We start from the raw sequence: 24,744 nt of genomic DNA, 5'->3' as shown, positions 1-24,744 counted from the left end.
TTAATTTTCTTTGTTATGGTTTCTGTTTTCATGCTCTCTTAATGCTGACTTTACAGCTTCTCTAACAGTCATGTTCATATCGCCCTGTACATCTCTTAGTCCATGTCTAATTGCAAGTCTTATAATCAAATATAATACTGCCATATTAAATATAAAGCTAAAAATGCCAAAGAGTATACTACTTGCAAAAAATCCCCCCATTGAAAAATTCATAATAATCCCCTTTCTTTATTTCTATATTATATATATTATCATAATTTTCACATTTTTTACATTATTATTCTGCAAAATAAAAGAGGCTTCTCTTAAAGCCTCTAAACTTAGTATGTTATTTGAATTCTTCAAAGCGTAAGCTTCCTAGGTTTCAAATAACATGCGGTGAGTTTAAGGTGCTTTAAGAGCAGCCTCTTAATTTATTTCAAGCTATCATATATTTTTTCAAGATTATCTTTCATACTTTGTATGTAATCTTTATTATCTTCTTTGCTTTCTATAGTATATATTTTTTCAACCTTAGCTCCAACTTCCTTTGCTAAAGTCTCTGAAACCTTTGGACTTGCAAGCTCTTCCATAAATATAGTTTTAATATTGTTTGTCTTTGCAAAGTCAGTCAATTCCTTCATCTTCTGCGGAGTAGGCTCCCCTTCTGCAAACATATCTTCAACACTTTTTTGTTCAATACTAAAATCCCTGCAAAGATAAGCAAAAGCAGCATGACCTGTTACAAAATTTTTATTTTTTACAGTATCAAACTTTGCTTTATATTCACTGTAAAGCTCATCAAGCTTTTTTGAATAATCCTCATAATTCTTTTCATAAAAGTCTTTATTATCAGGATCAGCTTTTACTAAAGCATCCTTTATATTCTTTGTCTCTACCTTGGCTTCCTTGAGACTTAGCCAAGTATGAGGATCATAATCTGTTGTTTTTATTAAATCTGCTCCTTTTGAAGCTTCAACTGTAATTAAGCTCTTATTATTCAGTGTACTTAAGGTTTTATCTACCCAAGTCTCGGCTCCAAGACCATTATATATAAATACCTTAGCCTTGCTTATGCTCTCCATATCCCTTGGCTTCGGTTCAAAATCATGAGGCTCCGTCCCTTCAGGAACAACTACCTTTACATTAATTTTATCCTTACCTATTGCCTCTGCAAATTCCTTCATTGGATTAAAAGAAACTACCACATCTATATTATTATTTGCTTTTGCTTCTGCTGTACTTGCCTTTTGATTGCTGCAGGCTGATAAACTTACTGTCACAGCAGCCAAAATAAATATTGACATTAATTTTTTAAACATGAACTTTTCTCCTTTCACTCGAAACACTGGGTAGTTTAAAGCGCTCGTTCCACTTCGCAAACTACCCGTTGAAGTCCATTTAGGACTTCAACCTCCTTTCACTAAAAACACTACTTAATGCAAATCATTTGCATTTACATTAATACTATAATAGTTTTTAACTGTACTGTCAATAGAAATGAAAAATAAAACGAGTATTAGATTGTAGATAAACTATAGTTGAAGTTGTTTATCTACCTTAACTAATGCTCGTTATACCTTTTGTTAGACTTTAAAAATTACCTACTGGTACTACAGTCTTGACTCTTTTTGTTTCCCCTGCTTTAGAGTAAGGAAGAATTTCTAAGGATATCAAGTTCATTTTAGAATTTTCATACTTCCATACAGCTTTTGCATAACCTATAGTATCAGCATGACAAATGCCGCTGAGCCTTTGAATAGCCTTAAGTTCATATATGCCATCTTTATCTATATCTACAGGAGTAAGCTCGCTTAGTGCTCCTTCCATTCCTGTCTGCTCTTTTAGTATTTTACCGCTTTTATCATAAATGCCTTCATAGATATAGGTATTCTTTTTATTTAAAGCATCAACTAAATAAAATTTACTTACTTCTTTATTAAATATATTAATCTTAAAATTATCTGTGTAGTTAATATCAAAGGATAGCCCTTTTGAAAAATACTCTTGATCAAACAAATATTTACAATTATTGTCTTTAAAAGAAACTATACTGTAATATGAATATCCGCCGCTTCCACCACTGTTAAAGCTTGCAAAAACGTCTAATATTTTATCTCCATTAAAATCTCCTAAAAACAACTTGCCGCCATATCCAGAATCAATTTTTCCAGGAGACAGCTTATAATATTTGTTATTTTTCCCATCCTGTATAATAAGTTTTATATCTTCATTATAGGCAGAATTATCCTTACCATTTTTACAGCCTGTAAGCAAAATACTGTCTTTAATATTATCTCCATTAATATCATCAATCTTATAATCTAAAATAAAAGTATTGGGTTTTAATTTAAACCTAGAAACTTTAAGCTCAGTATTAATTTTAAACTTTTCTTCTCCTTCATAAGCCTTTATATTATAAAATGGTATAAATAAAAATAATGCCAAAAATACTATAGGGATTCTAATAGCTTTTTTCATGATTAATCACTCCCTTTATAGTATTTTTAGCATTTTCAAGTTTAATTATGTCAATAAATATATAAAATTTTTAAAATAATCCTACTATAGTTCCATCTTCTAATATGTCCATTCTCTCTGCTGCAGGAACCTTTGGAAGTCCCGGCATAACCATTATATCTCCTGTTAAAGCCACTATAAAGCCTGCTCCGTTTGATACTCTTACTTCTCTAACAGTTATATTAAAGCCTTTTGGTCTTCCTAATAAGCTTTGATTATCTGATAGTGAATATTGGGTTTTTGCAACGCATATTGGCAGCTTATCAAGTTCTATGGCTTCAAGCTCCTTTATCTGCTTTTCGGCATCTTTTGTAAAGTTTACTCCATCAGCTCCGTATATTTCCCGAGCAATAACACCTAATTTCTCCTTTATGCTTAATTTTTCGTCATATAAAACTTTAAAATTATTCTCTTTATTCTCCAAAATTTTCAGAACCTTCTCACCTAAAGCTAAGCCACCTTCTCCGCCTTTAGCCCAAACCTCAGTTAAAGCAACTTCCACCCCAAGCTTATTGCAGTAATCCTCAATAAACTTTAATTCTTCCTCACTGTCCGTAATAAATCTATTGATAGCAACAACAGGAGTAACATTGTACTTTTTAATATTTTCAATTTGCTTTTCAAGGTTTTCAATACCTTTAGCTAATGCATCTACATTAGGTATGCTTAACTCATTCTTTAAAACTCCACCATGAAGCTTTAACGCTCTTACAGTTGCCACAATTACAACACATTCTGGCTTAAGTTCTCCATATCTGCACTTTATATCGAAGAATTTTTCTGCGCCTAGATCTGCTCCAAAGCCTGCCTCTGTTACTACATAATCACCAAGCTTAAGTGCTGTTTTTGTTGCAAGCAGAGAATTGCAGCCGTGTGCTATATTTGCAAATGGTCCGCCGTGTATTATAGCTGGTGTATTTTCAAGAGTCTGCACTAAATTAGGTTTAATAGCATCCTTCATGAGAAGAGCCATAGCACCTTGAACTTTTAAATCCTTGCAGAAAACCGGCTTTCCATCAAGATTATAAGCTATAAGTATGTTTCCCATTCTTTCCTTTAAGTCCATTAAATCTTTAGATAAACACAATATAGCCATAACTTCTGAAGCGACTGTTATCATGAATCCGTCTTCTCTTAAGAAACCATTTACTTTTCCACCCATGCCAACTACTATGTTTCTTAGTGCCCTATCATTCATATCCATAACTCTTCTAAAAATGATTCTTCTTGAATCAATTTTTAAAGCATTGCCCTGATGTATATGATTGTCTACAGCTGCTGAAAGCAAGTTATTAGCTGCGGTTATGGCATGCATATCTCCTGTAAAATGAAGATTTATATCTTCCATAGGAACTACTTGAGCATATCCGCCCCCTGCAGCCCCTCCTTTTACTCCAAATACAGGACCTAGTGATGGTTCTCTTAAAGCAATTACAGCATTTTTACCCATTCTGCAAAGCGCCTGTCCAAGCCCAACTGTAACGGTGGATTTACCTTCTCCAGCAGCTGTAGGATTTATAGCAGTAACAAGTATTAACTTTCCATCTTTCCTATCCTGTTTCTTTTTTAAAACATCTAGAGAAATCTTGCACTTATATTTTCCGTAAAGATCTATATCCTCATCTGTAAGTCCAAGTCTCTCTGCCACCTTATATATAGGCTCCATTTTCGCACTTTGTGCTATCTCAATATCGCTTTTCATATTATACCCTCCCCATAAAATCTTATATTTAAAGCATTAACATTTATAATTAAGCTTCTATTTTTTCTTACCCATAAACTCCTCTGAATTTACTATGTACCTTATGTGTGTACCTTCGCCTATTTTCCCGCCTTCGTCATAGGCTTCTACTTTAAAAAACAATCTTTTTCTGTCTACCTTTTCAAGATATGCTTCTGCTTTTACTTTCATGCCCGAAGGTGTTGACTTTATGTGCTTTACGCTTACTTCAATGCCCACTGTGGTAAAACCTTCAGGAAGCTCAGGCTGCACAGCTTTTAACGCCGCATTTTCCATAAGAGCAATCATAGCAGGTGTAGCAAATACTTCTAAGCTGCCGGAGCCGTAAAAGCTTGCTGTATTATTACCTCCTACAGTAACTTCTGAAGAGGCACTTAAACCTTCCTTTAAGTTAAACTCCATTGTTTTCCTCCTTTCAGTCGGAACACTGAGCAATCAAAGATTACTCGCTCAACTCGCTGATTGCTCGTTAAAGTCCATTTAGGACTTTAACCTCCTTTCAGTCGGAACACTGAGCAATCAAAGATTACTCGCTCCGCTCGCTGATTGCTCGTTAAAGTCCATTTAGGACTTTAATCTCCGTTATTAGTTTTTTTAAAATTCAGCATGTTCTTATTATAACACTAACATGAAATAACTAACAATCTAGGCTATAGAGAAAGTATTAAATATTATTATTAAAAAATATAAAAAGCTATCGCGATATCTAGATAAGAAGATATCGTGATAGCTTCTTGTTTTTTTCTTAAAACAATTTTATATTGATTTAGCTACATTTATTAGTTCATCTCTATGCTGTTTATCTCCACTTACCATAAAATATCTTCCGTATTTTGAGAATATTATTTCATATTTTTTTGAATCTCCTCTTGATTCGTAAACCCATGCATCAATTCCATTTAAATCGAGTTTTTCAAGTTTATTTATTTCATCTTTATATTTTTCAAGTACTGTATCAGGATTTACCGTTTCGTTTACCTGAGATACTTCTATATTTTCTTTAATATCTTTGCTGTAAACAGTAGTTATAAAATATAAAGATTCCTTATCTACAGTTTTTAAACTAAGCATAGTTCTATTTTGTTTATAACCTTCTGACATGTATTTAGGAAGCTTAATTTCAAAGGGGAGCTTTTCTTTGATTTGACTCATATCTTCCGTGTAGCACACAGTTTCTTTAGGATTTATATCTTTTGAATAATCAATTGAACATGCAATCTTAATCAAATTATCTCTTCCTGTACAATCACTGATGAAATTATAGTACTTGCCACCATTCCACAGCACTATTTGTATATTAGGTTTTGGAGACTCAGGAACCCGAATCCAAGCATCTATACCGTTTATGCTTATTTTTTCCCAGCCATCAAGATTTTCCTTACCTGTATCACTATTCTCCACTATAAATACATTCTCCATATCAGATTTAGAATAGTTCATGATAACAGAATACATCGTAAAAAAAGAGGTACTTTCAGTTCTCATGCTGCCATCCTTAAACTTATACCCATCAGGAAGAAAGTTGGGACATTGAATATTAAAGGGCACCTTTTCTTTAACTTCATTAATATCGGTAAATTCCTTAGTTGTTATATCTTGCCTTAGCGAAGCATTATCATATCTTTGCACTATACCCCTCAACTCTTTTATAAAGTCATAGGAATAATTTTTCTGCTGCAGCTGTAATGTAGTATTATTCTGAACTACAGTTTGATTTATATCTTTATAGTTTTTTACAGCTAAGGGTATAAAAAAAAATATTATTATAAGAATAACAACTTCTGCTAGATAACCTAAATAAGGTTTAGAAAATATTTTCTTAAATTTATTCAGCATTGTAAACTTACACTTTTTTGCTTTAGCTTCTGTTTCAATATATTGCAGCATCATATCATACTTTTCTTCAGAAATATTAAATCTCTCCGATTTATCTTTTAGAGAAACATTAATCAAATCATCAATATTCATATAAGCTACCTCCATTATCTTCAATAAAATCATCCTTAATACAATCCAAGCTCTCTTTAAGTACTTTTCTAGCATAAAATAATCTCGACTTAACTGTCCCTTGAGATGTACTTATAATTTCGGCAATGTGCTGAATATCAAAGCCGTTAAAATAGTATAGTATTAGCACAGTTCTGTGTTTTAACGGTAATAAATCTATTTTTTCATTTACTATCTTATAAAGTTCTTTTTTAACAACCTCATCTTCAGGCTTATCATCATTATCAATAAGGAAATCACCATATAGATTAATAGCTTCATCCATAGAAGCAGCCTTATCCTTTCCTTTTTTCCTTAAGATATCATAACAAAGATTAACAACTATTTTATAAAGCCACTTTTCAAAAGCCGCTGGATTAGACAGTTTATTCAGTTTTAAATAAACTTGTAAAAATGCCTCTTGGACAACATCCTCTGCGTACTGATTATCCTTTAATAACATACAAGCAGTTTTGTATGCTTTCACTTTATAAGTATTAAATAAAACTCTAAAAGCTTGGCTATCTTTCTCTTTAGCTTTTGCTATCAAGTCTATATCCACCAATTTTCTCCCCCCCCAATAAAGAGTACCCTTTAATTTATTGTATACACTAATAATGATGCTAAGTTATACAGTTTGGTTCAAATTTCAGCAATAAAATCTAATAATTATTTATTAAGGATATTAAACAAAAAAGCCACGCAACTGCGTGGCTTTTTTTATACTGCACTATTAAATACTTCATCAAATTCTTTAGCGTCAATCTTCTCTTTTTCAAGAAGAGCTTGTGCAACTGCATGAAGCTTTCCAAGGTTTTCAGATAGAAGTTTTTCTGCACTTCTATAAGCTTCATCAATAAGTCGTCTTATTTCAGAATCTATTCTAGCAGCAACCTCTTCACTGAAATTTCTGCTCTTTCCAAAGTCTCTTCCCATGAACACTTCATCATGACCACTTCCAAAAGAAATTGGTCCTATTTCATCACTCATACCAAATTCCATAACCATTTTACGAGCTATATTAGTTGTTCGATCTATATCATTCTTAGCTCCTGTGCTTATATCTCCAATTATTAGCTTTTCAGCAACTCTTCCGCCTAGAAGCATAACCATTTCATCTTCGAGCCAAGATTTAAGCATATGAGTTCTGTCTTCTTCAGGAAGATGCATTGTGTATCCACCTGCCATACCTCTTGGAATTATGCTTACTTCATGTATTGGATCTGCATTAGGTAATAGTTTTCCTATAACAGCGTGACCTGCCTCATGATATGCAGTGATTCTTCTATCTTTTTCAATTATAATCCTGCTCTTCTTTTCAGGTCCCATTATTACTCTATTCACAGCTTCTTTAAGTTCAACCATTCCAATAGCTTTTTTATTATTTCTTACTGCGAGCAGCGCAGATTCATTCATTAGATTCTCAAGGTCAGCTCCTGTAAAGCCCGGGGTACTTTTTGCTAGTACATCCAGCTTAACTTCTTCTTCTAAAGGTTTATTCCTTGAGTGAACCTTTAATATCTCTTCTCTTCCCTTAACGTCTGGTGCTCCAACAACAATCTGTCTGTCAAATCTTCCAGGTCTTAAAAGTGCTGGATCTAAGATATCAGGTCTATTAGTAGCTGCAATCATAATGATTCCTTCATTAACTCCAAAACCATCCATCTCAACAAGAAGCTGATTTAAAGTCTGCTCTCTTTCATCATGTCCGCCGCCCATACCAGCGCCTCTTTGTCTTCCAACAGCATCAATTTCATCTATAAATATTATACATGGTGAGTTTTTCTTTGCTTGGTCAAATAAGTCTCTAACCCTGGAAGCACCTACACCGACAAACATCTCAACAAAGTCTGATCCTGATATACTGAAGAATGGAACTCCAGCTTCTCCTGATATAGCCTTTGCAAGAAGAGTCTTACCTGTTCCTGGAGGTCCTACTAGAAGAACTCCCTTTGGTATTCTTGCACCAAGTTCAATATATCTCTTTGGTTGTTTTAAGAAGTCAACTATTTCTGCTAGCTCAGCCTTTTCTTCATCAGCTCCTGCTACATCATTAAAGGTTACTTTCTTTTTATCGGGAGTAGCCATTTTTGCTCTACTCTTACCGAAGTTCATAACACCTCTGTTGCCTCCACCACCTTGTGATTGCTGCATAAACATAAACCAAAAAGCTACAAAGAGTAAAATAAGAAGAATAGTTGGAAGGTACTGTAACCATAATGGTATTGCTGTAGGTTTGTTGTAGGCTTCCTGAACATCACCATTCTTAGGATATTGAGCCATAAACTGAAATAATCTTTCAGATGGAACTATTGTTTCATAGTTTGTGCCATCTTTATATTTACCAGTTACAGTCATTTTATCTTCACTTACTCTAACGCTTACTATATTATTACCTATCCATTGTTTTTGAAATTCATTAAAGTTTACTGGTGTTACATTTTTACCAGTTTGAGCTATGGCCAAAGCGCCAAATATAACTAATATAAGAACTACAATCCAGGCCGTAATACTTGAATATTTCTTCATACTGGCCCCCCTCTCTTTCTGTTAATCTGCTATTGTAAAATTGTATCATAAGGTTATTTTGTTTACAATATTCAAAAAAAGTATTTTGTGAATTATTTATAAACTTCTTCCTTTAATATACCTATATAAGGAAGATTTCTATATTTCTCGGCATAATCAAGCCCATAACCTACTAAAAATTCATCAGGAACAGTAAATCCTGTATATCTTACATCTATCTGAACCTTACGTCTTTCAGGCTTGGTTAAAAGACATACAATTTCAAGACTGTTTGCTTTTCTGGCCTTAAGATACTCCATAAGATATTTTAAGGTTATACCACTGTCTATAATATCTTCAACAATTAGTACATCCTTGCCTTCAATTTCAAAATCCAAATCCTTTAAAATTCTAACTACTCCAGAACTTGTTGTGGAACTTCCATAGCTTGATACAGCCATAAAGTCCATAGAGCATGGAATGGTTATTTCTTTCATAAGATCTGCCATAAACATAACTGATCCTTTTAAAATTCCTATAAGAACCAAGTCCTTGCCTTTGTAATCTCTACTAATATTATGCCCTAATTCTTTAATTTTTTGTGCTAAGCTTTCTGTTGTAAGTAGTATTTCTTTAATATCTTCCCTCATTCTTTTCTCCTTAATCTTAAAGTTTTTTTATTTTAATTTCCAAAATATTTTTTGTATTTTTATCCACCTTATAATTTTCGCTTATTCTATAGCCTGATATCCATGCTATTTCATCATCGAAACATATAAGAGGTATATTATCTCTTTCTTCCTTAGGTACTTTCAAATCAATAAACAAATCTTTAAGCTTTTTATTCCCCTTCATACCAAAGGGACTGAATCTGTCTCCTTCTTTTCTATTTCTTACAGTAATCTTTTCTTTCAGCTTATCATAATTAAAATACTTTACACAGTCTTTTTCCTTAAAGTCTATTTTTTCATTTTTATCTATTATTCTTATAGAAACATTAATATTAAATTGTTCTATATAATTATCTTCGCCTATAGTTAATTCATATTCTTCTCTATTTTTATTGTTAACATAAACTTTACTTAAGCCAAGCTCGATATTACCATAATTATTATAAGCAATTAAGTTTTCCGGAAGTGTGAGTCTTTTTCCCGTCCCAAGTCTCTGAAGCTCTATGAGGTCATAAATATGTACTTTTTCAATATTATTCAAACTACCTTTTACATCCTTTAAAGCAAGTCTTATAACTCTAGAAAGAATTGCCTCATCTTCTATAAAAGCTTCTTTGTTTATTATAACCTTTTGTTCCTTATTACTACAATAGATTTTATATTTTTTAAGGGCCTTACTTTCTAAATAATTATTATCTGTTGATATAGTCTCTGACAATCTATTTAGAGCTGATATTATATCGCTGTTAAAGTTCTCTTTTATATAAGGTAAAAGCTCCAGTCTGACCTTATTTCTTGCATATATATTTTCTAAGTTGCTCTTATCAATTCTAGGAGACAAATTATTCTCCTCGCAGTAAGCTTCAATACTTTCTCTTCTAATATTTATTAGTGGTCTTACAAATATATTCCCTCTCATAGGTTTTATTCCAACTATTCCTTCCATTCCTGTGCCTCTTATTATTCTCATAAGCACAGTTTCGGCCTGATCATTTGCATTGTGGGCTAGGGCTATTTTTTGAGCATCAAGCTCTTTAAAAAGCTCATCAAAAAATTCATATCTTGCTTCCCTTCCCGCACTTTCTGAGGATAGTCCTCTCTCCTTCGCCAGCTTATTTATATCAATTTTTCTACTAAAACACGGTATATCATGCTTCCTGCAAAAATCTTTTACATACTCCTCATCCTTGTCTGCCTCTTCTCCTCTAAGACAGTGATTTATGTGAGCAGCATAAAGCTTAATATTAAACTCCTCTTGTAATTTGTATAATATATGTAACAGGCATATAGAATCCGGTCCTCCGGATACAGCTGCTATAACCTTATCTCCTGACGAAAACATATTATATTTTTTTATTGTGCTTAAAACCTTATTGATCAAAATAAACACCCCGCTGACGAATTGATAATTAAAAATTAATAATTTAATTACATAATTATATCATAAATAAAGAAATGAAGAACTTATTCTCCATTTCTTCTTTAATTATTAATTATTAATTAATACAGGCTGTATACTTTGGACACTACTACGGTCATATCATCTTTGACCTTTCCTCCGCTTAATTCCTTAGCCTTTTCAACAAGCTGCTCAACCAAGTCTTTAGGGTTTCCACAGTTTGAGTTTTCTAAGAAATCAACCATCCAATCTACCTTTCCTGCTGCTTCATTATTATAATCCAGCATTCCATCTGTAAGCATTACAACAATATCTCCATTTTTTACTTTTCTCTTTATTATATCTACATCAACTTTATCTAATACACCCATAGGAAGAGTTTTTGATTTTATAACTTCCACTTTACTTCCGCTTTTTATAAAGCTTGCCACTGCTCCAACTTTCATAAATTCAGCTTCTCCTGTATATAAATCCAAGCTGCTTAAATCTACAGTTGAGAATTTTTCATCTGCCGAGAACTTTAAGGTCATTATTGAATTTACGGTGTTAATTGCTGTTATTTTATTAAAGCCTGTATGGGCAAACTTTTCTATAAGCTCAACTGCTGCATTGCTTTCCTGCTCAGCCTGCGGTCCTGAACCCATACCGTCACTTATTATAGTCATATAAGTTCCGTCACTAAGCTTCCCAAAAGTATAGCTGTCTCCGCTGTAGTTTTCTCCTTCCTTGCAAATACGCATGGCATGAGAAGCCACATGAAATTTTGGTGCTTCTTCAAAGGTTACAGTGCAAGTACTATCGTTTATATCAATATTACAGCCATCATCACTTATACACATATTTTTATGTAAGGCCTGACTTATAAGAGGAAGTACCTCTTTAACACATAACTGCGTCCCGCTGCAGGAATGCATTTTTATTTTAACAATAAGTCTGTTATTTTTATTGCATAGACAGAATACATCATTATATTTAATTCTACTTCTGTCTAGTATTCTTCTTATATTATTTTCAGCTTCCACATCTATCTTTATATTTGCATTAAATTCATCTATAATTTCTGATACAGAAGAAGCCATATTACCTATTTGACTGGACAAAAGTTCTCTTCCCTCGCTTAGACGTTTTCTCCACATTTCATTTATTACATAATTATTTACTATTTCTTCAGTATTTTTAGAAAGCATTGTCCTTTTAACGCATTTCCTATCTAACTCCTCTGGCATTTCCTGCTTTCTTTCCTGATAATTTTGAATCAGCTCTCCAAAAGCATTATAAGTATAGTAGGCCTCTCTGTTCCAGCACATGGATTTCATATTGCAATTGCTGCAAACTCTATCAGCCAAGTTTTCAATAAGTGCAGCACTTTTATTTTTCATAACCAGCTTATCATTCTCAGCTAAATTCTCAAGTATGGTGGACATATTTGTTAACACATCTGAAAAACTATCCAATCTATTAACTAGGATTCCTTTTATCTTGTCCACATAATTTCCGCTTATATAGTCCTGTTTTTTATGAAAATCAAGTTCAAGAATTAATCTGTTATAGAACTTGAGCGGCAATATGAAGAATATTCCTCCACTAATTAATACTTCTATAATTTTAAATTCGCCTTGTATATTAGAATATATCTTTATAATAGCAAAGGCAACAATATATGAAAGCACAGTTAATAGCTTTCCACTGTTTTTAAACAAGCCTCCTATAAGACCACAAAGACCATAAACACTTATATATATAGGAAGGTTATTTGAACACACCCCTATTATTACCCCCATAGCAACACCGCTTGCTGCTCCAACAGTACTTCCTTTTACATAACTTATAACAACGATAAATAAAAGAGCAAGAATATTTCTGATTGAAACGCCTGCAATATTCACTCCCCAGGTTCCAGATATAACAAGTGAAGCTGTTACCGCCATGCTTATAACCTCTTCATTAGTAAACAGGTGCTTTGTATTTAAATTTTTAAAGCATACTATAGAGTAATTGATAATAAAATATAAAGGAAATATACATCCCGCTTCAAGTGCCGCAGAAAGTGCTGCTATATCTAGTGTTAACTTTGAAATAAAATACTTATATGCTATAACTTCAATAAAAATTAAAGAAAACATCACTAGTAGTTGTTTTTTTCTTCCTATATTTTTAGTTAAGTAAGCTGTAAGAGTTATTACCGCAACAAGAACCATATATGATGGAAGTTCATCTATACTTCCAATAAGACTTACATATCCAATTAAGGTACCTCCTCCAGCCACAAGATGCACTTTTTCTTCTCCATATATAAGCACGGCAATCAAAAAAGCTATGCCAAAGGGTGCTATATAGTTTATTAGTAAAACCCTACTCACAAGTATAGAGCTTATAAAATAAATTAGCAGTTTTATAACCAGCTGCCCATCAACTGTTTTCTTAACTTCTTTTTTCTTAGCTTTTAATGTTCGCTCGTAAGTAGATAATTTAGCTCCGTACTGCATTATTTATTCCCCCTAAGTTTATAATAATGGGATAACCCCGTTTATTTTCTGAAAATATAACTTTTCTTAAGTCTCGTCTAAATTATAGCAGAGGGTTATGGAAATTATTGTCACTTACTAGGGGCGTTTTATATTTTTCGTAGGACATTGTTCTATTATTTCCTTCAAATAATTACCATATGCTTATAAGTGTATTTTTATTCCTAAATCTTTTGTAAACATTGAGCACAAGCTATTATTACTATATTTTTTTATATATAACTTAAAACTACAACTAATTAATTTATGCAGCATATTACCAAAATATGTCGTCAAAAAGGTAGATTTCTAAATAAATTGCCGCAGTCTGTGGCCATTTTAGTTTGTAAAATTATTAAATTCAGTAATAACTATAACTGCATGTCCATATACTTACTTATATGGAGGGGATAAACTTGGTTAAGCACAAATTTACAAAAGGGAAATTTTATACCTCGCTGTCATTATCACTTCTGCTTACTTTATCAATTCCTATTATTTCTAGAGCTGTTGGAGATGAAACCTCATCGCCGGAGAAAAACCTATTTTACATGGAGGTTATTAATTACACAATGCCCTTTGTAAAATCCGTAGCTCTTAATGAAGATGAAGTAGCAGAATACAACTATTCAATAAAAAACAAACTTCTTCAGTTTGTTGGATTAGATGTAGGAAATCCTCTTTCAATAGTAGAAAGAGAACTAGGCTTTATAAACGCCATGAATAGTGAAGAAACTCAGCATGAAACAAAAACATCTTTTTTTATAAATCCATTTAAATTAAGTGAAAGTACTATTAATAAAAATACCGAAAACCCTAATACAAATAATAGTAATAATCAAAATGTAAATCCGCCGAATATCAATATTGCTCAAGTTTATAATCCAAAGATTAAGAAAACATTAAACTCCGCAAAACCTGAAGTACTTATTTATCATTCACATACAACTGAAAGTTATAAACCTTATAAAGAAAATATGTATGAAGACAATACAAACATGAACGCAGTAGGAGATGTTATTGCTAATGATTTGGAGAAAAACTACGGTATAGCTACAATACACGATAAAACCTATAACAATATAGGAAACTTTTATCACTCCTATGAAAATTCTGGTGCACTTGTAGACAAGTACCTTAATAAATATAAAGACTTTAAGCTTATAATAGATCTACACAGAGACGGCTTGCCTGATAACACTGCTGCTTCTGTATTTGAAACAAACCTTAATAAAACTAATTTAGCCCGATATATGATTGTAATAGGTACGGGAAACAAAAATAAGAGTTCCAATATTGCTGTTGCAAAGAAAGTATCCAGTATATCCCAAAGTCTGTTTCCAGGTTTAATCCGTCCAGGAAACGGTGGTGCAGATTATGGTATTCATTATTATGAGAGTGCTAGATTTAATCAGCATAAAAGCGGTAATGCAATACTAATTGAACTAGGCGCACAAAATAATACCCTTGATGAAGCAAAAGCCTCAGGGCTTTACTTATCAAGGATAATAGCAGAATATATAAATTCTAAATAGCAGCATAAGCTGACGGGTCAAATCTGTCAGCTTTTTTATATTATAACCAGAGGACGCAGTAAACTGACGTAGGCTGTGGCGTAAATACCGTAGATCCTAGTGTAGAAAATAATATTTTACTTTGTGATTCCTTTGCGTATGTTCTATGGCTTGCAATGCGGAAAATAATATATAAGATTATATATTATTTTCCACGTAAAGCCCTGCGGCCATTTTACTTCACAAATTTATTAAACTTTGAATATTATATATTTTAGATATTATTTTTATCGGGTGGTGAAAATTTTTGGAAGAATATATATTAAGTAATATGTGCCGCAGTGAATACAGGATTAAGAACAGTGATTCTTCAGTACTATTTTATTTTTCTCCTGGTAATCTTAGTTCAACGTCAAATAGATGTATTCCTATCTTGGCATTTCTAAAGGAAGGTCGGGAGCTTATTAACTTTTCAACAGCTAGGCTCTTTTTAGATGATGAAGAAATACCAAGCAGAATAAATAATTTTACTATTAGAAGCATTACTAATAATCCTTTAGACTATGGCTGTCATTATATTAAAATTGTGGTTATCTTATCAAATGAAGATATTCAAGAATTTCACTGGAGCTTTATAATTGAGGATGAGCTTTTAGATTACAATTTCTATTACGGTATACCTCATTCTCATACTTCTTATTCAGACGGCGTAGGTACTCCAACAGAGGCTTATGAAAAGGCAAAAAGCAAAGGTCTTGATTTTTTGGTTATTACAGATCATCAAGGTAAACTTGCGAAAGGAAATTTTAACTATGATAGAAGTATTTCATTATTTGGAGAAACAGCTCCGAAATGGGAAATGCTAAAACTTGAGGCCGAATCTATGAATTTTAGATATACTAATTTTGCTGCACTATACGGCTTCGAATTAAGCACAACCTTTTGGGGACATATTAACATTATTAACAGCAATACTATAATAACTAAGAAACCATCTTCTATTGATGAGTTGTATACATGGCTTTGCATGGAAGAAAATATACTTTTATCTATAAATCATCCACATCGTTCTCCAAAAACCTTACCTTTTACCCACAACCTTGATAACTTTGTTAATTTATATGAAGTTGGCAATGGATCTACTACAAGAATCTATACCCGTACAGAAGAAAATTATTATAAAGCCTTAGATTACGGCTGGCATATTGCTGCCATAAACGGGCAAGATAATCATTCAGATGACTGGGGAGAATCAAATAACGTTACCGCTGCTATATGTAAAGAGCTCTCAAAGGCTTCAATAATAAACGCCATTAAACTGAGGCGCGTTTATTCAACAGAATCTAAAAGCTTAAAGCTTGCAGTAAAAGGAAACGGAAAATGGATGGGCAGCGTACTTAATTTAAAAAAGGGTGACGTTTTAGACATTCATATTTTGGCTGAAGATAATATAAGCCCTATCGAGAAACTTCAGGTTATAACCAATGAGGGAAAAATAGCTCACGAAAAGATTTTTGGTCAGGGGTATAAGTGTGAGTGGAATTTAAGAACTCCTATTGATGATGAATATAAATGGTATGTTGTTAAAGTTATTCATGCGGACGGTAAGGTAGGAATATCTTCTGCTTTATTTGTACAGGATATTAGTTTATAAAATCATAAAATCCCTATAGAAAATCTATAGGGATTACCTGGTAGCGGAAATAGGACTTGAACCTACGACACATCGGGTATGAACCGATTGCTCTAGCCAACTGAGCTATTCCGCCATAATATTTAAATTTAATTGGTTGCGGGGGCAGGACTTGAACCTGCGACCTTCGGGTTATGAGCCCGACGAGCTGCCAGCTGCTCCACCCCGCGATATTTGGTGCTGAAGACCGGAATCGAACCGGTACGGTGTTCAACCACCGCAGGATTTTAAGTCCTGTGCGTCTGCCAGTTCCGCCACTCCAGCTGAGTTGGTAGCGGAAATAGGACTTGAACCTACGACACATCGGGTATGAACCGATTGCTCTAGCCAACTGAGCTATTCCGCCATATTATTTAATTTAATTGGTTGCGGGGGTAGGACTTGAACCTACGACCTTCGGGTTATGAGCCCGACGAGCTGCCAGCTGCTCCACCCCGCGATATTTGGTGCTGAAGACCGGAATCGAACCGGTACGGTGTTCAACCACCGCAGGATTTTAAGTCCTGTGCGTCTGCCAGTTCCGCCACTCCAGCAAGTCACTCTCTTGCGACAAAAATAATTATATTATATATACTGTGCAATGTCAACATCTTTTTTAAAAATATTAAAGGAACCGAAAGTTCGATTCCTATTATATATTAATAATTTGAACTTTTTCTATAACCACGACCTCTGGAATCCTGGTGCTTCTTAAGTTCCTGTACCTTCTCTTCACTTTCCTTTAAGAACTTTGAAAGTCTATCCTCGAAAGAAGCTGTATTTACTTTACCCTTTTCTTGGTTCCAATCTATCTCCATAGGCTTTACAGATTTTCTTGGTGGTGAAGCTTGTTTAATGGATAAACTTATCTTTCCATTATCATCAACTGAAATCACCTTAACTTTTACTTTGTCTTTTTCTTTAAGATAATCTCTAATATTTTTTACGAATGTATCTGAAACCTCAGATATGTGGACCAAACCTGTTTTTCCATCCACTTCAACGAACGCTCCAAAATTAGTGATGTTTACTACTGTGCCTTCAAGGATACTTCCTGTTTGTAAGGTCATATTAAAAAGACTCCTCCTTAAAAATTAAATATGTTATATATTATAGAGTCCTACTACATAGTTTCAAATAATAAATAGATATTTGAAAAGTTCAAACATCAGGTTTATTTTGAAATTCATATGCTGTTTAGGAACCCCTATATTTCAATGTTATTTCTTGGGTATTACAGGAGTCTCGCCATCCTTAATCATACCAAGCCTTTCTCTGGCTAACTTTTCAATATAATCATCAGTTTTGGACATTTTTACTTCATCCTGTAATTTCTCATTCTTTTCCTGCAGTTTAGTAAGTTCCTGTTGTCTAACATTTAATTCTTTTCTAATTTTAGTCATGGAAATTTGAGTGCTTCCAATAATGTAGCACACATATGCCGAAAATAAAACTATAAGAACCTTTTTCAGACTAACTTTTTTTTTCATCAGTTACCTCTCATTAAAACAGCAGTAAAAAATATACTATCAACTATATTTTAAGTTCTATTCTAGTTTTCTTCAAGTTTTTTCTTTAGGATTTTTTGTTTATTTTTTCTTTTTAATCTATAAAATATTAAATTGATTGGATAAAACACATAATTAAATATAATTCTGGTAAACTTGATAATAATTCCTATGATTTTATATTCAACCTTTATAAAAGATTTACTTAAAACAAAAATGTAAATTAATATTCCTAAAGCTATAGTTATGTATACATATTCTCTCATGTATGCATAGTTGGTTTTAAGTAAAAATATAAATACAATTATACTCGTAAGTATCCAAAATAATGTATCTTCTATAAAGGTTAGTATTTTATTAGGATTTTCAAATCCTCTTAAAACTCTGTAAAGATCGAAAAGCATTCCTGTTAGTACCCCTGCAAGCATACTGAAAAGTAAAAGATTAGATTGGGAAGCTACTGTAGATAACATAATCTCTCCCTATTTGAAAAGCTTTTTAAATATGCTTTCATCATCTTTTTTAATTTCTGTTCCAGAATAAATACAGGAATTAATTGTCCCAACAATCATTACTTCTCCATTTTGAACATCAAGCTTATTCATTCTAAGCCCTTCACCTTTTATGGTCATAGAGCCTAAGTTTGTATTAAGCATTATAACATTGTCATTAAAGCTTATAACTTCCAGCACGCCAGTCAATGCAAGTCTTTTTCTGTTTTCAAGGATTAGATTGCTCTTTTTATCTTCAATTTTTATCTCTTTCTTTATCTCCATCTTATCCCTCCAGGTACACCTATTAATTTCGTTATCCTTCTTGTATCTAATATATGCCTGAGGGGTAAGATATATTACTCTTCCTCGTCTGTATCCTCTTCTCCAACCAGTATTTCATACATGTCCTTTGCTTCTTCTTTCCTAACGTGCTCTGCTACATTAGTTATTCTTGCTTTTAAGGATTTTGTAGCATATTGAATTTCAATTATATCGTTTTCTTTAATATCAGTACTTGGTTTGGCTATCTTGCCATTTATACTTACTCTGCCATTTTCACATGCTTCTTTGGCAACGGTACGCCTTTTTATTATTCTTGAAACTTTTAGATATTTGTCTAATCTCATAAAAACACCCCAATCTTTATTATAACAAAAGCCTAGATTAATTAAAATCCAGGCTTTTATAGAAAAAGTATTATTTATTTTCAACCTTTTCTTTGAATTCCTTACCAGCTTTAAATACTGGAACTACTGATGCTGGTATAGTAATTTCTTCTTTAGTTCTTGGATTTCTTCCAACTCTAGCAGCTCTTTCTCTAGCTTCGAAAGTTCCAAATCCAACTAATTGAACTTTTTCTCCTTTTGCTAGTGCTTCTTGAACACTATCTATGAAAGCTTTTAATGCCGCTTCTGCATCTTTTTTTGTTAAGCTGCTTTTCTCAGCCATACTTGCAACTAATTCTGTTTTGTTCACTTTTGTATCCTGGTTTTTTAAATCAATTGATTTTACCTTACCGGGCCAGAAAGATAGGTTAATTCTAACCGCAAACCAGGGTTCTTCACCTCCTAAAAATATAAATTTATTTTCAGCCCATTTTTCTTTTAGTATATATATAAAATATTACTAAACAGTTTTGTTAATTAATAATTAAAAATTAATAACTAATAATTACGGGATTTTCGAATTGTACTTAAGTTTTGCAAAGCAAAACTTGCTTTAATTATCAATTATTCATTATTCATTATTAATTGTCCTTTAATTAGTTCTTCATAAATACGGAAATTCCTTCTTTTATGACAAATTTTTCTTATGCTTAGCTTCTTCCCAAAGAATATCCATTTGTTCTAAGGTCATATCAGTAAGCTTTACTCCCTTGCCTAATGCAGTTTTCTCTATGTATTCAAAGCGATTTATAAATTTGTCTATAGTATAATTTAATGCATTTTCAGGCTCAATGTCAAGGAATCTGCACACATTTACTGAAGCAAATATTAAATCTCCCAGTTCTTCTAGTATTCTTGCCCTGTTTTCACCTTTATATACATCTTTTACCTCTTCATATTCCTCTAAAACCTTATTTAATGCGTCTTCAACTTTGTCCCAGTCAAATCCTGTCTTTTTTGCTTTAGCTTGAACTTTTTCTGCTCTCATAAGCGCCGGCAAATTCTTAGGAATATGTCTTAATTCTTCTGTAAAGTTCTCAAAACCTTTTTCTTTTTTCTTTATTTCATCCCAGTTAGCTAAAACTTCTTCAGAAGTATCAGCCTTAACATTTCCAAAAATATGTGGATGTCTTTCTATCATTTTCGTGCTGACTGCCTTTATAACATCAGTTATATCAAAATAGCCTTCTTCTTTTCCAATCTGAGCATGAAATACCACTTGAAGCAGCACGTCTCCAAGCTCTTCTATCATCATGTCTTCATCATTTGCATCTATAGCTTCTAAAACCTCGTAGCATTCCTCTATAAGGTACCTTTTCAAAGACTCATGATTCTGCTCCTTATCCCATGGGCAGCCCTCTTCGCCTCTTAAGGTACCCATTATATCTATAAAATCCTTAAAATCATATGTATTGTTTAAATCCTTAGGAATATACACCGAAGTTAAATGATCTACGTCCTCCTGCCTGTCAAGCTCATAGAGAGGTATTTTTCTTATGCTCTCCATACCCTTTACCCCTGCAGCACGAATAAAATAAATTTCAGTATCATCTTTATAATATTCACTCAGTGCAAGCTTTACCTCTGATGCTATATAGTTGTTATAAACCTGAGTTACTATTGTTCCTATTCTTTTATCAAAGAGCTGGTTATGTATATCAAAAGCATCTATTACCTTTAACCCGTTTACGGGATCAATTTGAAGACTTTCCATAATAACATCTATAAAGCTTACAGCAGGATAAATCTCATATTTTACTCCCTGCTTCTCACAAAGCTTAATCAAATTGCTTACAGACTTTTCTGCAACAAGAGGATGCCCTGGTACTGCATAAACTATATCTCCATATGATTTCTGTTCGTTCATAAGCTTCTCAGCAATAGAACTATAAACTTCATCAAAGTTTTCTGCATTATCATATATTTCATCGTAAGTTTCAAACTTTACTCCAAGCTGCTCTAAATACTCTACATTAGGATGCTTATAAGTTCTTAAAAAAACATTTCCGCCACTTTTTAAAACTTCTAAGGTTCCAAGAGTTATAGCATCTTTATCGCCAGGACCCAGTCCAACAATTCTAATCATTTGTTTTGCCTCCTTACATGTATATCAAATTCTTATTTTTTAAAAAATTTACTTCTTACATAACTATATTTAAATACTCCGAAAACAATAATTAAAATAATGTATATTATTCCTCCGATTCCTATAGCAAGCAAGGTAGAAATACCATTACTTACTGTATAATTATAGACATACATATAAATAAATACAACTGAAATTATCATTAATATTGCTGCAAAGGCTGGTTTTATTAACACATCATAGTAATTAATCTTTACCTTCAAACTTCTCTTCATAGCGCTCATATTAAGCATAGAAGCTGTAATATAACCGCCTATGCTCCCTAAAGCTGCACCATATATATTTATCTGAGGCATTCTTACTAAACTATAGGTTATTATAACCTTAACGAGGCATCCTAAACCAAGGTTAAACACAGGAATATAAATCTTCCCGACTCCTTGAAGTATCGATGTGCTCGCCTGAGATGTTATTATAAACGGTATAGTAAATGATAGAAGCTGAAGTATTTTATAGCCATCTGCATGTCCTGGAAAAATGAGTCCCAAAATTTGAGGAGCCATAAAATAAAGACCTAGAAAACAAGGCATAGCTATAACCCAGGATAACCTTACTGCCGTGTTTACCCTGCTTATTACTTCATCTCTTTTTCCTTTAATGTTAGCTTCTGAAATTACAGGTACAAGGGACATACAAAGAGCCATAGACAAGGTTAAAGGAACGCTAACAAGTACCATAGCCTTTCCCGTAAGCTGACCAAACAACGTGGCTACCTGCGCTGAATTGAAACCTGCTTTGTATAGATTAGTAGGTACCAAAAGAGAATCTAAAAGCCCCATAATTGAGCTTGCTGTTGCACCTAGAGAAATAGGTATAGCAATATGTAGAAGCTTTCCTAAAATATTTTTATCTCTTTTCGCCTTAATAATAGTAAAATCATTTCTTGATTTAAAGTATTTAATGATTAAATATGTACCGGCTAATAATCCACCTGCAGCAGCTCCAAAGGCAGCACCTCCAGCAGAGTACTCAATTCCCTTAGGAAGAAGCAGATAGGCAAGTCCAACTCCAATGCAAACCCTTCCAAACTGCTCTATAATTTGAGATACAGCTGTTGGGTACATGTTCTGCATCCCTTGGAAGAATCCTCTAATACAGGTCATTATAGAAATAATAAAGGGTGCAAAGGAAATAGCAACCAATGAATAATAAGATTTTTCGTTCCACCTGAAAATATCTACAAGCTGTTTTGAAAATATAAATAAAAAAGCAGAAAAGCCTCCTCCTAATATAATCATTAGGAATACTGCATTTCTTAACACCTGAACCGCACCGCTCTTATCACCTACAGCATTTCTCTCTGATACCATTTTAGAAATGGCAATAGGCACCCCTGATGCTATAGCTATAAAAAAGGTATATAGAGGATAAGACATTTGATAGTAGCCAACGCCTTCATCTCCAATAAGCATTATTAGAGGCCACCTAAAGAGTATACCCATAGCTTTTGCAACAATCCCTGATGCTCCTAGTATTAAAGTACCTTTTATTAATGATTGTTTTCTCATAAAGTAAAAAATCCTCCAAAATTGTTATGTTTATAATTATTTAAATTATAGGAAATTTATTACTTTTTGAGAAAGTATTGAATACTTTACAAAGATATAGTCAATAATTCAGTTGAAGCAAAAAACAAATGGCAGACATGCTGCCATTTAACATGTTGCCATTATTGTTCCATTTGCTTTCCTAAAAAGGCTGATGCTGTTTCGGCTAGTTTCATTTCTAGTTCTCCAAGCTTTTCTCCTGGCTGCTTTGCTAGTATGATAACTGCCCCTATAGCATCGCCTTCTGATATTATTGGGGATATTACTTGGGAATTATACTTCCCTTCTACTTCTTCATCATCATACAATGGTATAAGCTTTCCTGCTCCTTCTCCTAAGGAAACAGTTTTTCTGTCTTCCATGCACTTTTCTAGCTCATTGCTTATTTTCTTTTCCACAAAATCTTTCTTTGGTGCACCACTTGCTGAAATTATAGCATCTTTATCTGCTATTAAAACTATATTTCCTATTGACTGCTGAAGTGATTCTGCATATTCTTTTGAAAAATCACTTAGTTCCCCTATAGGCGAATATTTTTTAAGTATTACTCCACCTTCTCTGTCAGTAAATATTTCAAGTGGATCTCCTTCTCTTATTCTAAGAGTCCTTCTTATTTCCTTTGGAATAACAACTCTTCCAAGGTCGTCTATACGTCTAACTATTCCAGTTGCCTTCATAAATGTGTACCTCCTTATATGTACTTAAAAATTAACTTATAAAATCTGTTTGTGTTATTATTATCTTTCCAATTAAGCAAATTTATACACAGATAATTCCTATTAATTTTTATTATTGGAAATAAAGAAGTAAATATGAATTAAAAAATAAAAAATGCGGCGAATAATTTCACCGCATTTTTATTATAAGTTTTCTTCGTAAGTCTTAATCTTAGCGTCTGTTCTCCATTTTGTCATTGTATCAGTATACTTAGTTTGTTTTTCTTGATCTAAAAGCGTCTTTTTAATATCTTCTTTTACATCTTCAAACTTTTTAACAGGATAATTTGTTTTTGATATAGTTTTAATTATATGGAACCCATATTGAGTTTGTACTGGCGCTGATATCTTTCCTTCTGCCTGTGCTAATGCAGTGCTCATAAAGGTTTCATCAAAACCTGAACCTACAAAAGGAACTTCATATTCTCCATTATTGTCCTTTGAACCTGTGTCAGTAGAAAGCTCTTTAGCTAGTTTTCCAAAGTCTTCACCATTTTTCAATCTTTGCTCAACTTTGTCAGCTTCTTCTTTAGTAGCTACAAGTATATGTGCAAGTTTAATCATATTTGGCTTTTCTGTATACTGAGATTGATTTTTTGTATAATAATCCTGAGCCTTAGCATCATCTACCTTAATATCTTTAGTTATATTTTCATAAACCTTATCCATTACAGTAAGATCTTTTACATAATCTTTAAACTTAGCATCATTATAACCGCCGCTAAAACCTGCCTGCTTTATTTGATCTTCAGTATAAGCCTTTTTAAGTTCATCCATCTTTTTGTTTATAAGATCAGTTTTTTCTTTCTCATCTGTAGGCATAACCTTAAGCTCATCAGCCTTCTTTAAAAGAATCTTCTCAGTTATCATGTTATCAAGCATACTTTTTTCCTGAGTTACATACTGAGTTTTAGCATCTGAATTTTTTAGGTAATCATTGCCGTACTGTTGTATAAAACTTTGCTGCAGTCCTGCCATTCTCTCATCAAGCTGTCCTTTTGTTATAGTTTCATTATCGAACTTTGCAACAGGGCTCTTTTTAATTCCTGCCTCTGTTTTTGATATCATATTACAGCCTGCAACACTTATGGCAAACACACTTATAAGTGCAACTGCCGCTAATCTTCTCATGTTCTTCACTCTAATTCCCCCGCTCTTTCTTTTATTTAATACA

Annotated in this window: 23 protein-coding genes and 6 tRNA genes; 2 read left to right on the top strand and 27 right to left on the bottom strand. The window is 32.9% G+C overall.

What is annotated here, in order from left to right; all coding sequences use genetic code 11:
* The 11 genes from JK636_RS14300 to spoIIE all read right to left on the bottom strand — a co-directional run bounded on the left by JK636_RS14300 (position 1) and on the right by spoIIE (position 13,290).
* Positions 1-213 (bottom strand): hypothetical protein, encoded by a 213-nt coding sequence (locus JK636_RS14300; protein ID WP_202749689.1) that lies wholly within the window; start codon positions 211-213, stop codon positions 1-3.
* 200 nt (positions 214-413) lie between these two features.
* Positions 414-1,301: a metal ABC transporter substrate-binding protein gene (locus JK636_RS14295; RefSeq protein WP_202749688.1), complete on the bottom strand. Its 888-nt coding sequence runs from the start codon at positions 1,299-1,301 to the stop codon at positions 414-416.
* A 271-nt stretch (positions 1,302-1,572) separates the two neighbouring features.
* The gene (locus tag JK636_RS14290) at positions 1,573-2,460 is read right to left on the bottom strand and encodes a VCBS repeat-containing protein (RefSeq protein ID WP_202749687.1); all 888 of its coding nucleotides are present in this window, start codon (positions 2,458-2,460) and stop codon (positions 1,573-1,575) included.
* Positions 2,461-2,530: 70 nt separating this feature from the next.
* On the bottom strand, positions 2,531-4,201 hold the full coding sequence (locus tag JK636_RS14285) for a formate--tetrahydrofolate ligase (RefSeq protein ID WP_202749686.1): 1,671 nt from the start codon (positions 4,199-4,201) through the stop codon (positions 2,531-2,533).
* A gap of 57 nt (positions 4,202-4,258) precedes the next feature.
* Complete coding sequence (locus tag JK636_RS14280) at positions 4,259-4,642, bottom strand: thioesterase family protein (RefSeq protein ID WP_202749685.1); 384 nt, start codon at positions 4,640-4,642, stop codon at positions 4,259-4,261.
* A gap of 354 nt (positions 4,643-4,996) precedes the next feature.
* Positions 4,997-6,208: a DUF4367 domain-containing protein gene (locus tag JK636_RS14275; RefSeq protein WP_202749684.1), complete on the bottom strand. Its 1,212-nt coding sequence runs from the start codon at positions 6,206-6,208 to the stop codon at positions 4,997-4,999.
* Positions 6,198-6,788 (bottom strand): RNA polymerase sigma factor, encoded by a 591-nt coding sequence (locus tag JK636_RS14270; protein WP_338025788.1) that lies wholly within the window; start codon positions 6,786-6,788, stop codon positions 6,198-6,200. Before JK636_RS14270 ends, JK636_RS14275 begins: the two co-directional genes overlap by 11 nt.
* A 158-nt stretch (positions 6,789-6,946) precedes the next feature.
* The gene (ftsH, locus tag JK636_RS14265) at positions 6,947-8,755 is read right to left on the bottom strand and encodes an ATP-dependent zinc metalloprotease FtsH (protein WP_202749682.1); all 1,809 of its coding nucleotides are present in this window, start codon (positions 8,753-8,755) and stop codon (positions 6,947-6,949) included.
* A 92-nt stretch (positions 8,756-8,847) separates the two neighbouring features.
* Positions 8,848-9,384, bottom strand: coding sequence for a hypoxanthine phosphoribosyltransferase (gene hpt, locus JK636_RS14260; protein WP_202749681.1), 537 nt, complete (start codon positions 9,382-9,384; stop codon positions 8,848-8,850).
* A 16-nt stretch (positions 9,385-9,400) separates the two neighbouring features.
* A complete protein-coding gene (gene tilS, locus JK636_RS14255; protein WP_338025784.1) occupies positions 9,401-10,795 on the bottom strand; it encodes a tRNA lysidine(34) synthetase TilS in 1,395 nt (464 codons plus the stop codon).
* A 110-nt stretch (positions 10,796-10,905) separates the two neighbouring features.
* Positions 10,906-13,290, bottom strand: a complete 2,385-nt coding sequence (spoIIE, locus tag JK636_RS14250; RefSeq protein ID WP_202749679.1) for a stage II sporulation protein E — start codon at positions 13,288-13,290, stop codon at positions 10,906-10,908.
* A gap of 434 nt (positions 13,291-13,724) precedes the next feature.
* Here spoIIE and spoIIP point away from each other — a divergent pair, with 434 nt between their 5' ends.
* Complete coding sequence (spoIIP, locus tag JK636_RS14245; RefSeq protein ID WP_202749678.1) at positions 13,725-14,843, top strand: stage II sporulation protein P; 1,119 nt, start codon at positions 13,725-13,727, stop codon at positions 14,841-14,843.
* A 286-nt stretch (positions 14,844-15,129) separates the two neighbouring features.
* Positions 15,130-16,476, top strand: a complete 1,347-nt coding sequence (locus tag JK636_RS14240; RefSeq protein WP_202749677.1) for a CehA/McbA family metallohydrolase — start codon at positions 15,130-15,132, stop codon at positions 16,474-16,476.
* A gap of 38 nt (positions 16,477-16,514) precedes the next feature.
* On the opposite strand, the gene JK636_RS14235 is transcribed toward JK636_RS14240, so the two are convergent.
* The 16 genes from JK636_RS14235 to JK636_RS14160 all read right to left on the bottom strand — a co-directional run bounded on the left by JK636_RS14235 (position 16,515) and on the right by JK636_RS14160 (position 24,701).
* Positions 16,515-16,591: transfer RNA gene (locus JK636_RS14235), tRNA-Met, on the bottom strand.
* An 18-nt stretch (positions 16,592-16,609) separates the two neighbouring features.
* A tRNA-Met gene (locus JK636_RS14230) sits at positions 16,610-16,685 on the bottom strand.
* Positions 16,686-16,690: 5 nt separating this feature from the next.
* Positions 16,691-16,779 (bottom strand) — tRNA-Leu (locus JK636_RS14225).
* 5 nt (positions 16,780-16,784) lie between these two features.
* A tRNA-Met gene (locus JK636_RS14220) sits at positions 16,785-16,861 on the bottom strand.
* Positions 16,862-16,878: 17 nt separating this feature from the next.
* Positions 16,879-16,954 (bottom strand) — tRNA-Met (locus JK636_RS14215).
* 5 nt (positions 16,955-16,959) lie between these two features.
* A tRNA-Leu gene (locus JK636_RS14210) sits at positions 16,960-17,048 on the bottom strand.
* A gap of 105 nt (positions 17,049-17,153) precedes the next feature.
* Entirely contained in the window at positions 17,154-17,564 is a 411-nt protein-coding gene (locus JK636_RS14205) for a S1 domain-containing RNA-binding protein (protein WP_202749676.1), read from the bottom strand.
* Between the two features lie 150 nt (positions 17,565-17,714).
* Complete coding sequence (locus tag JK636_RS14200) at positions 17,715-17,984, bottom strand: FtsB family cell division protein (RefSeq protein WP_202749675.1); 270 nt, start codon at positions 17,982-17,984, stop codon at positions 17,715-17,717.
* A gap of 62 nt (positions 17,985-18,046) precedes the next feature.
* Positions 18,047-18,475 carry a spore cortex biosynthesis protein YabQ gene (gene yabQ / locus JK636_RS14195; RefSeq protein WP_202749674.1) on the bottom strand — a complete coding sequence of 143 codons (429 nt, stop codon included), beginning with the start codon at positions 18,473-18,475 and terminating at the stop codon, positions 18,047-18,049.
* A 9-nt stretch (positions 18,476-18,484) separates the two neighbouring features.
* Positions 18,485-18,778 carry a sporulation protein YabP gene (gene yabP / locus JK636_RS14190; protein WP_202749673.1) on the bottom strand — a complete coding sequence of 98 codons (294 nt, stop codon included), beginning with the start codon at positions 18,776-18,778 and terminating at the stop codon, positions 18,485-18,487.
* A 74-nt stretch (positions 18,779-18,852) separates the two neighbouring features.
* Positions 18,853-19,122 (bottom strand): RNA-binding S4 domain-containing protein, encoded by a 270-nt coding sequence (locus JK636_RS14185; RefSeq protein WP_202749672.1) that lies wholly within the window; start codon positions 19,120-19,122, stop codon positions 18,853-18,855.
* 70 nt (positions 19,123-19,192) lie between these two features.
* On the bottom strand, positions 19,193-19,471 hold the full coding sequence (locus JK636_RS14180; RefSeq protein WP_021654969.1) for an HU family DNA-binding protein: 279 nt from the start codon (positions 19,469-19,471) through the stop codon (positions 19,193-19,195).
* Positions 19,472-19,789: 318 nt separating this feature from the next.
* Positions 19,790-21,247 carry a bifunctional methyltransferase/pyrophosphohydrolase YabN gene (yabN, locus tag JK636_RS14175; RefSeq protein ID WP_202749671.1) on the bottom strand — a complete coding sequence of 486 codons (1,458 nt, stop codon included), beginning with the start codon at positions 21,245-21,247 and terminating at the stop codon, positions 19,790-19,792.
* Between the two features lie 32 nt (positions 21,248-21,279).
* Positions 21,280-22,815 (bottom strand): putative polysaccharide biosynthesis protein, encoded by a 1,536-nt coding sequence (locus tag JK636_RS14170; protein WP_202749670.1) that lies wholly within the window; start codon positions 22,813-22,815, stop codon positions 21,280-21,282.
* Positions 22,816-22,976: 161 nt separating this feature from the next.
* Positions 22,977-23,531, bottom strand: coding sequence for a stage V sporulation protein T (gene spoVT / locus JK636_RS14165; protein ID WP_202749669.1), 555 nt, complete (start codon positions 23,529-23,531; stop codon positions 22,977-22,979).
* Between the two features lie 183 nt (positions 23,532-23,714).
* Entirely contained in the window at positions 23,715-24,701 is a 987-nt protein-coding gene (locus JK636_RS14160; protein ID WP_243428241.1) for a peptidylprolyl isomerase, read from the bottom strand.
* Positions 24,702-24,744: the final 43 nt, after the last annotated feature.

This window comes from Clostridium rhizosphaerae (assembly GCF_016765585.1).
Classification (GTDB): domain Bacteria; phylum Bacillota; class Clostridia; order Clostridiales; family Clostridiaceae; genus Clostridium_AT; species Clostridium_AT rhizosphaerae.
This window is presented reverse-complemented; position numbering and strand designations above follow the sequence as displayed.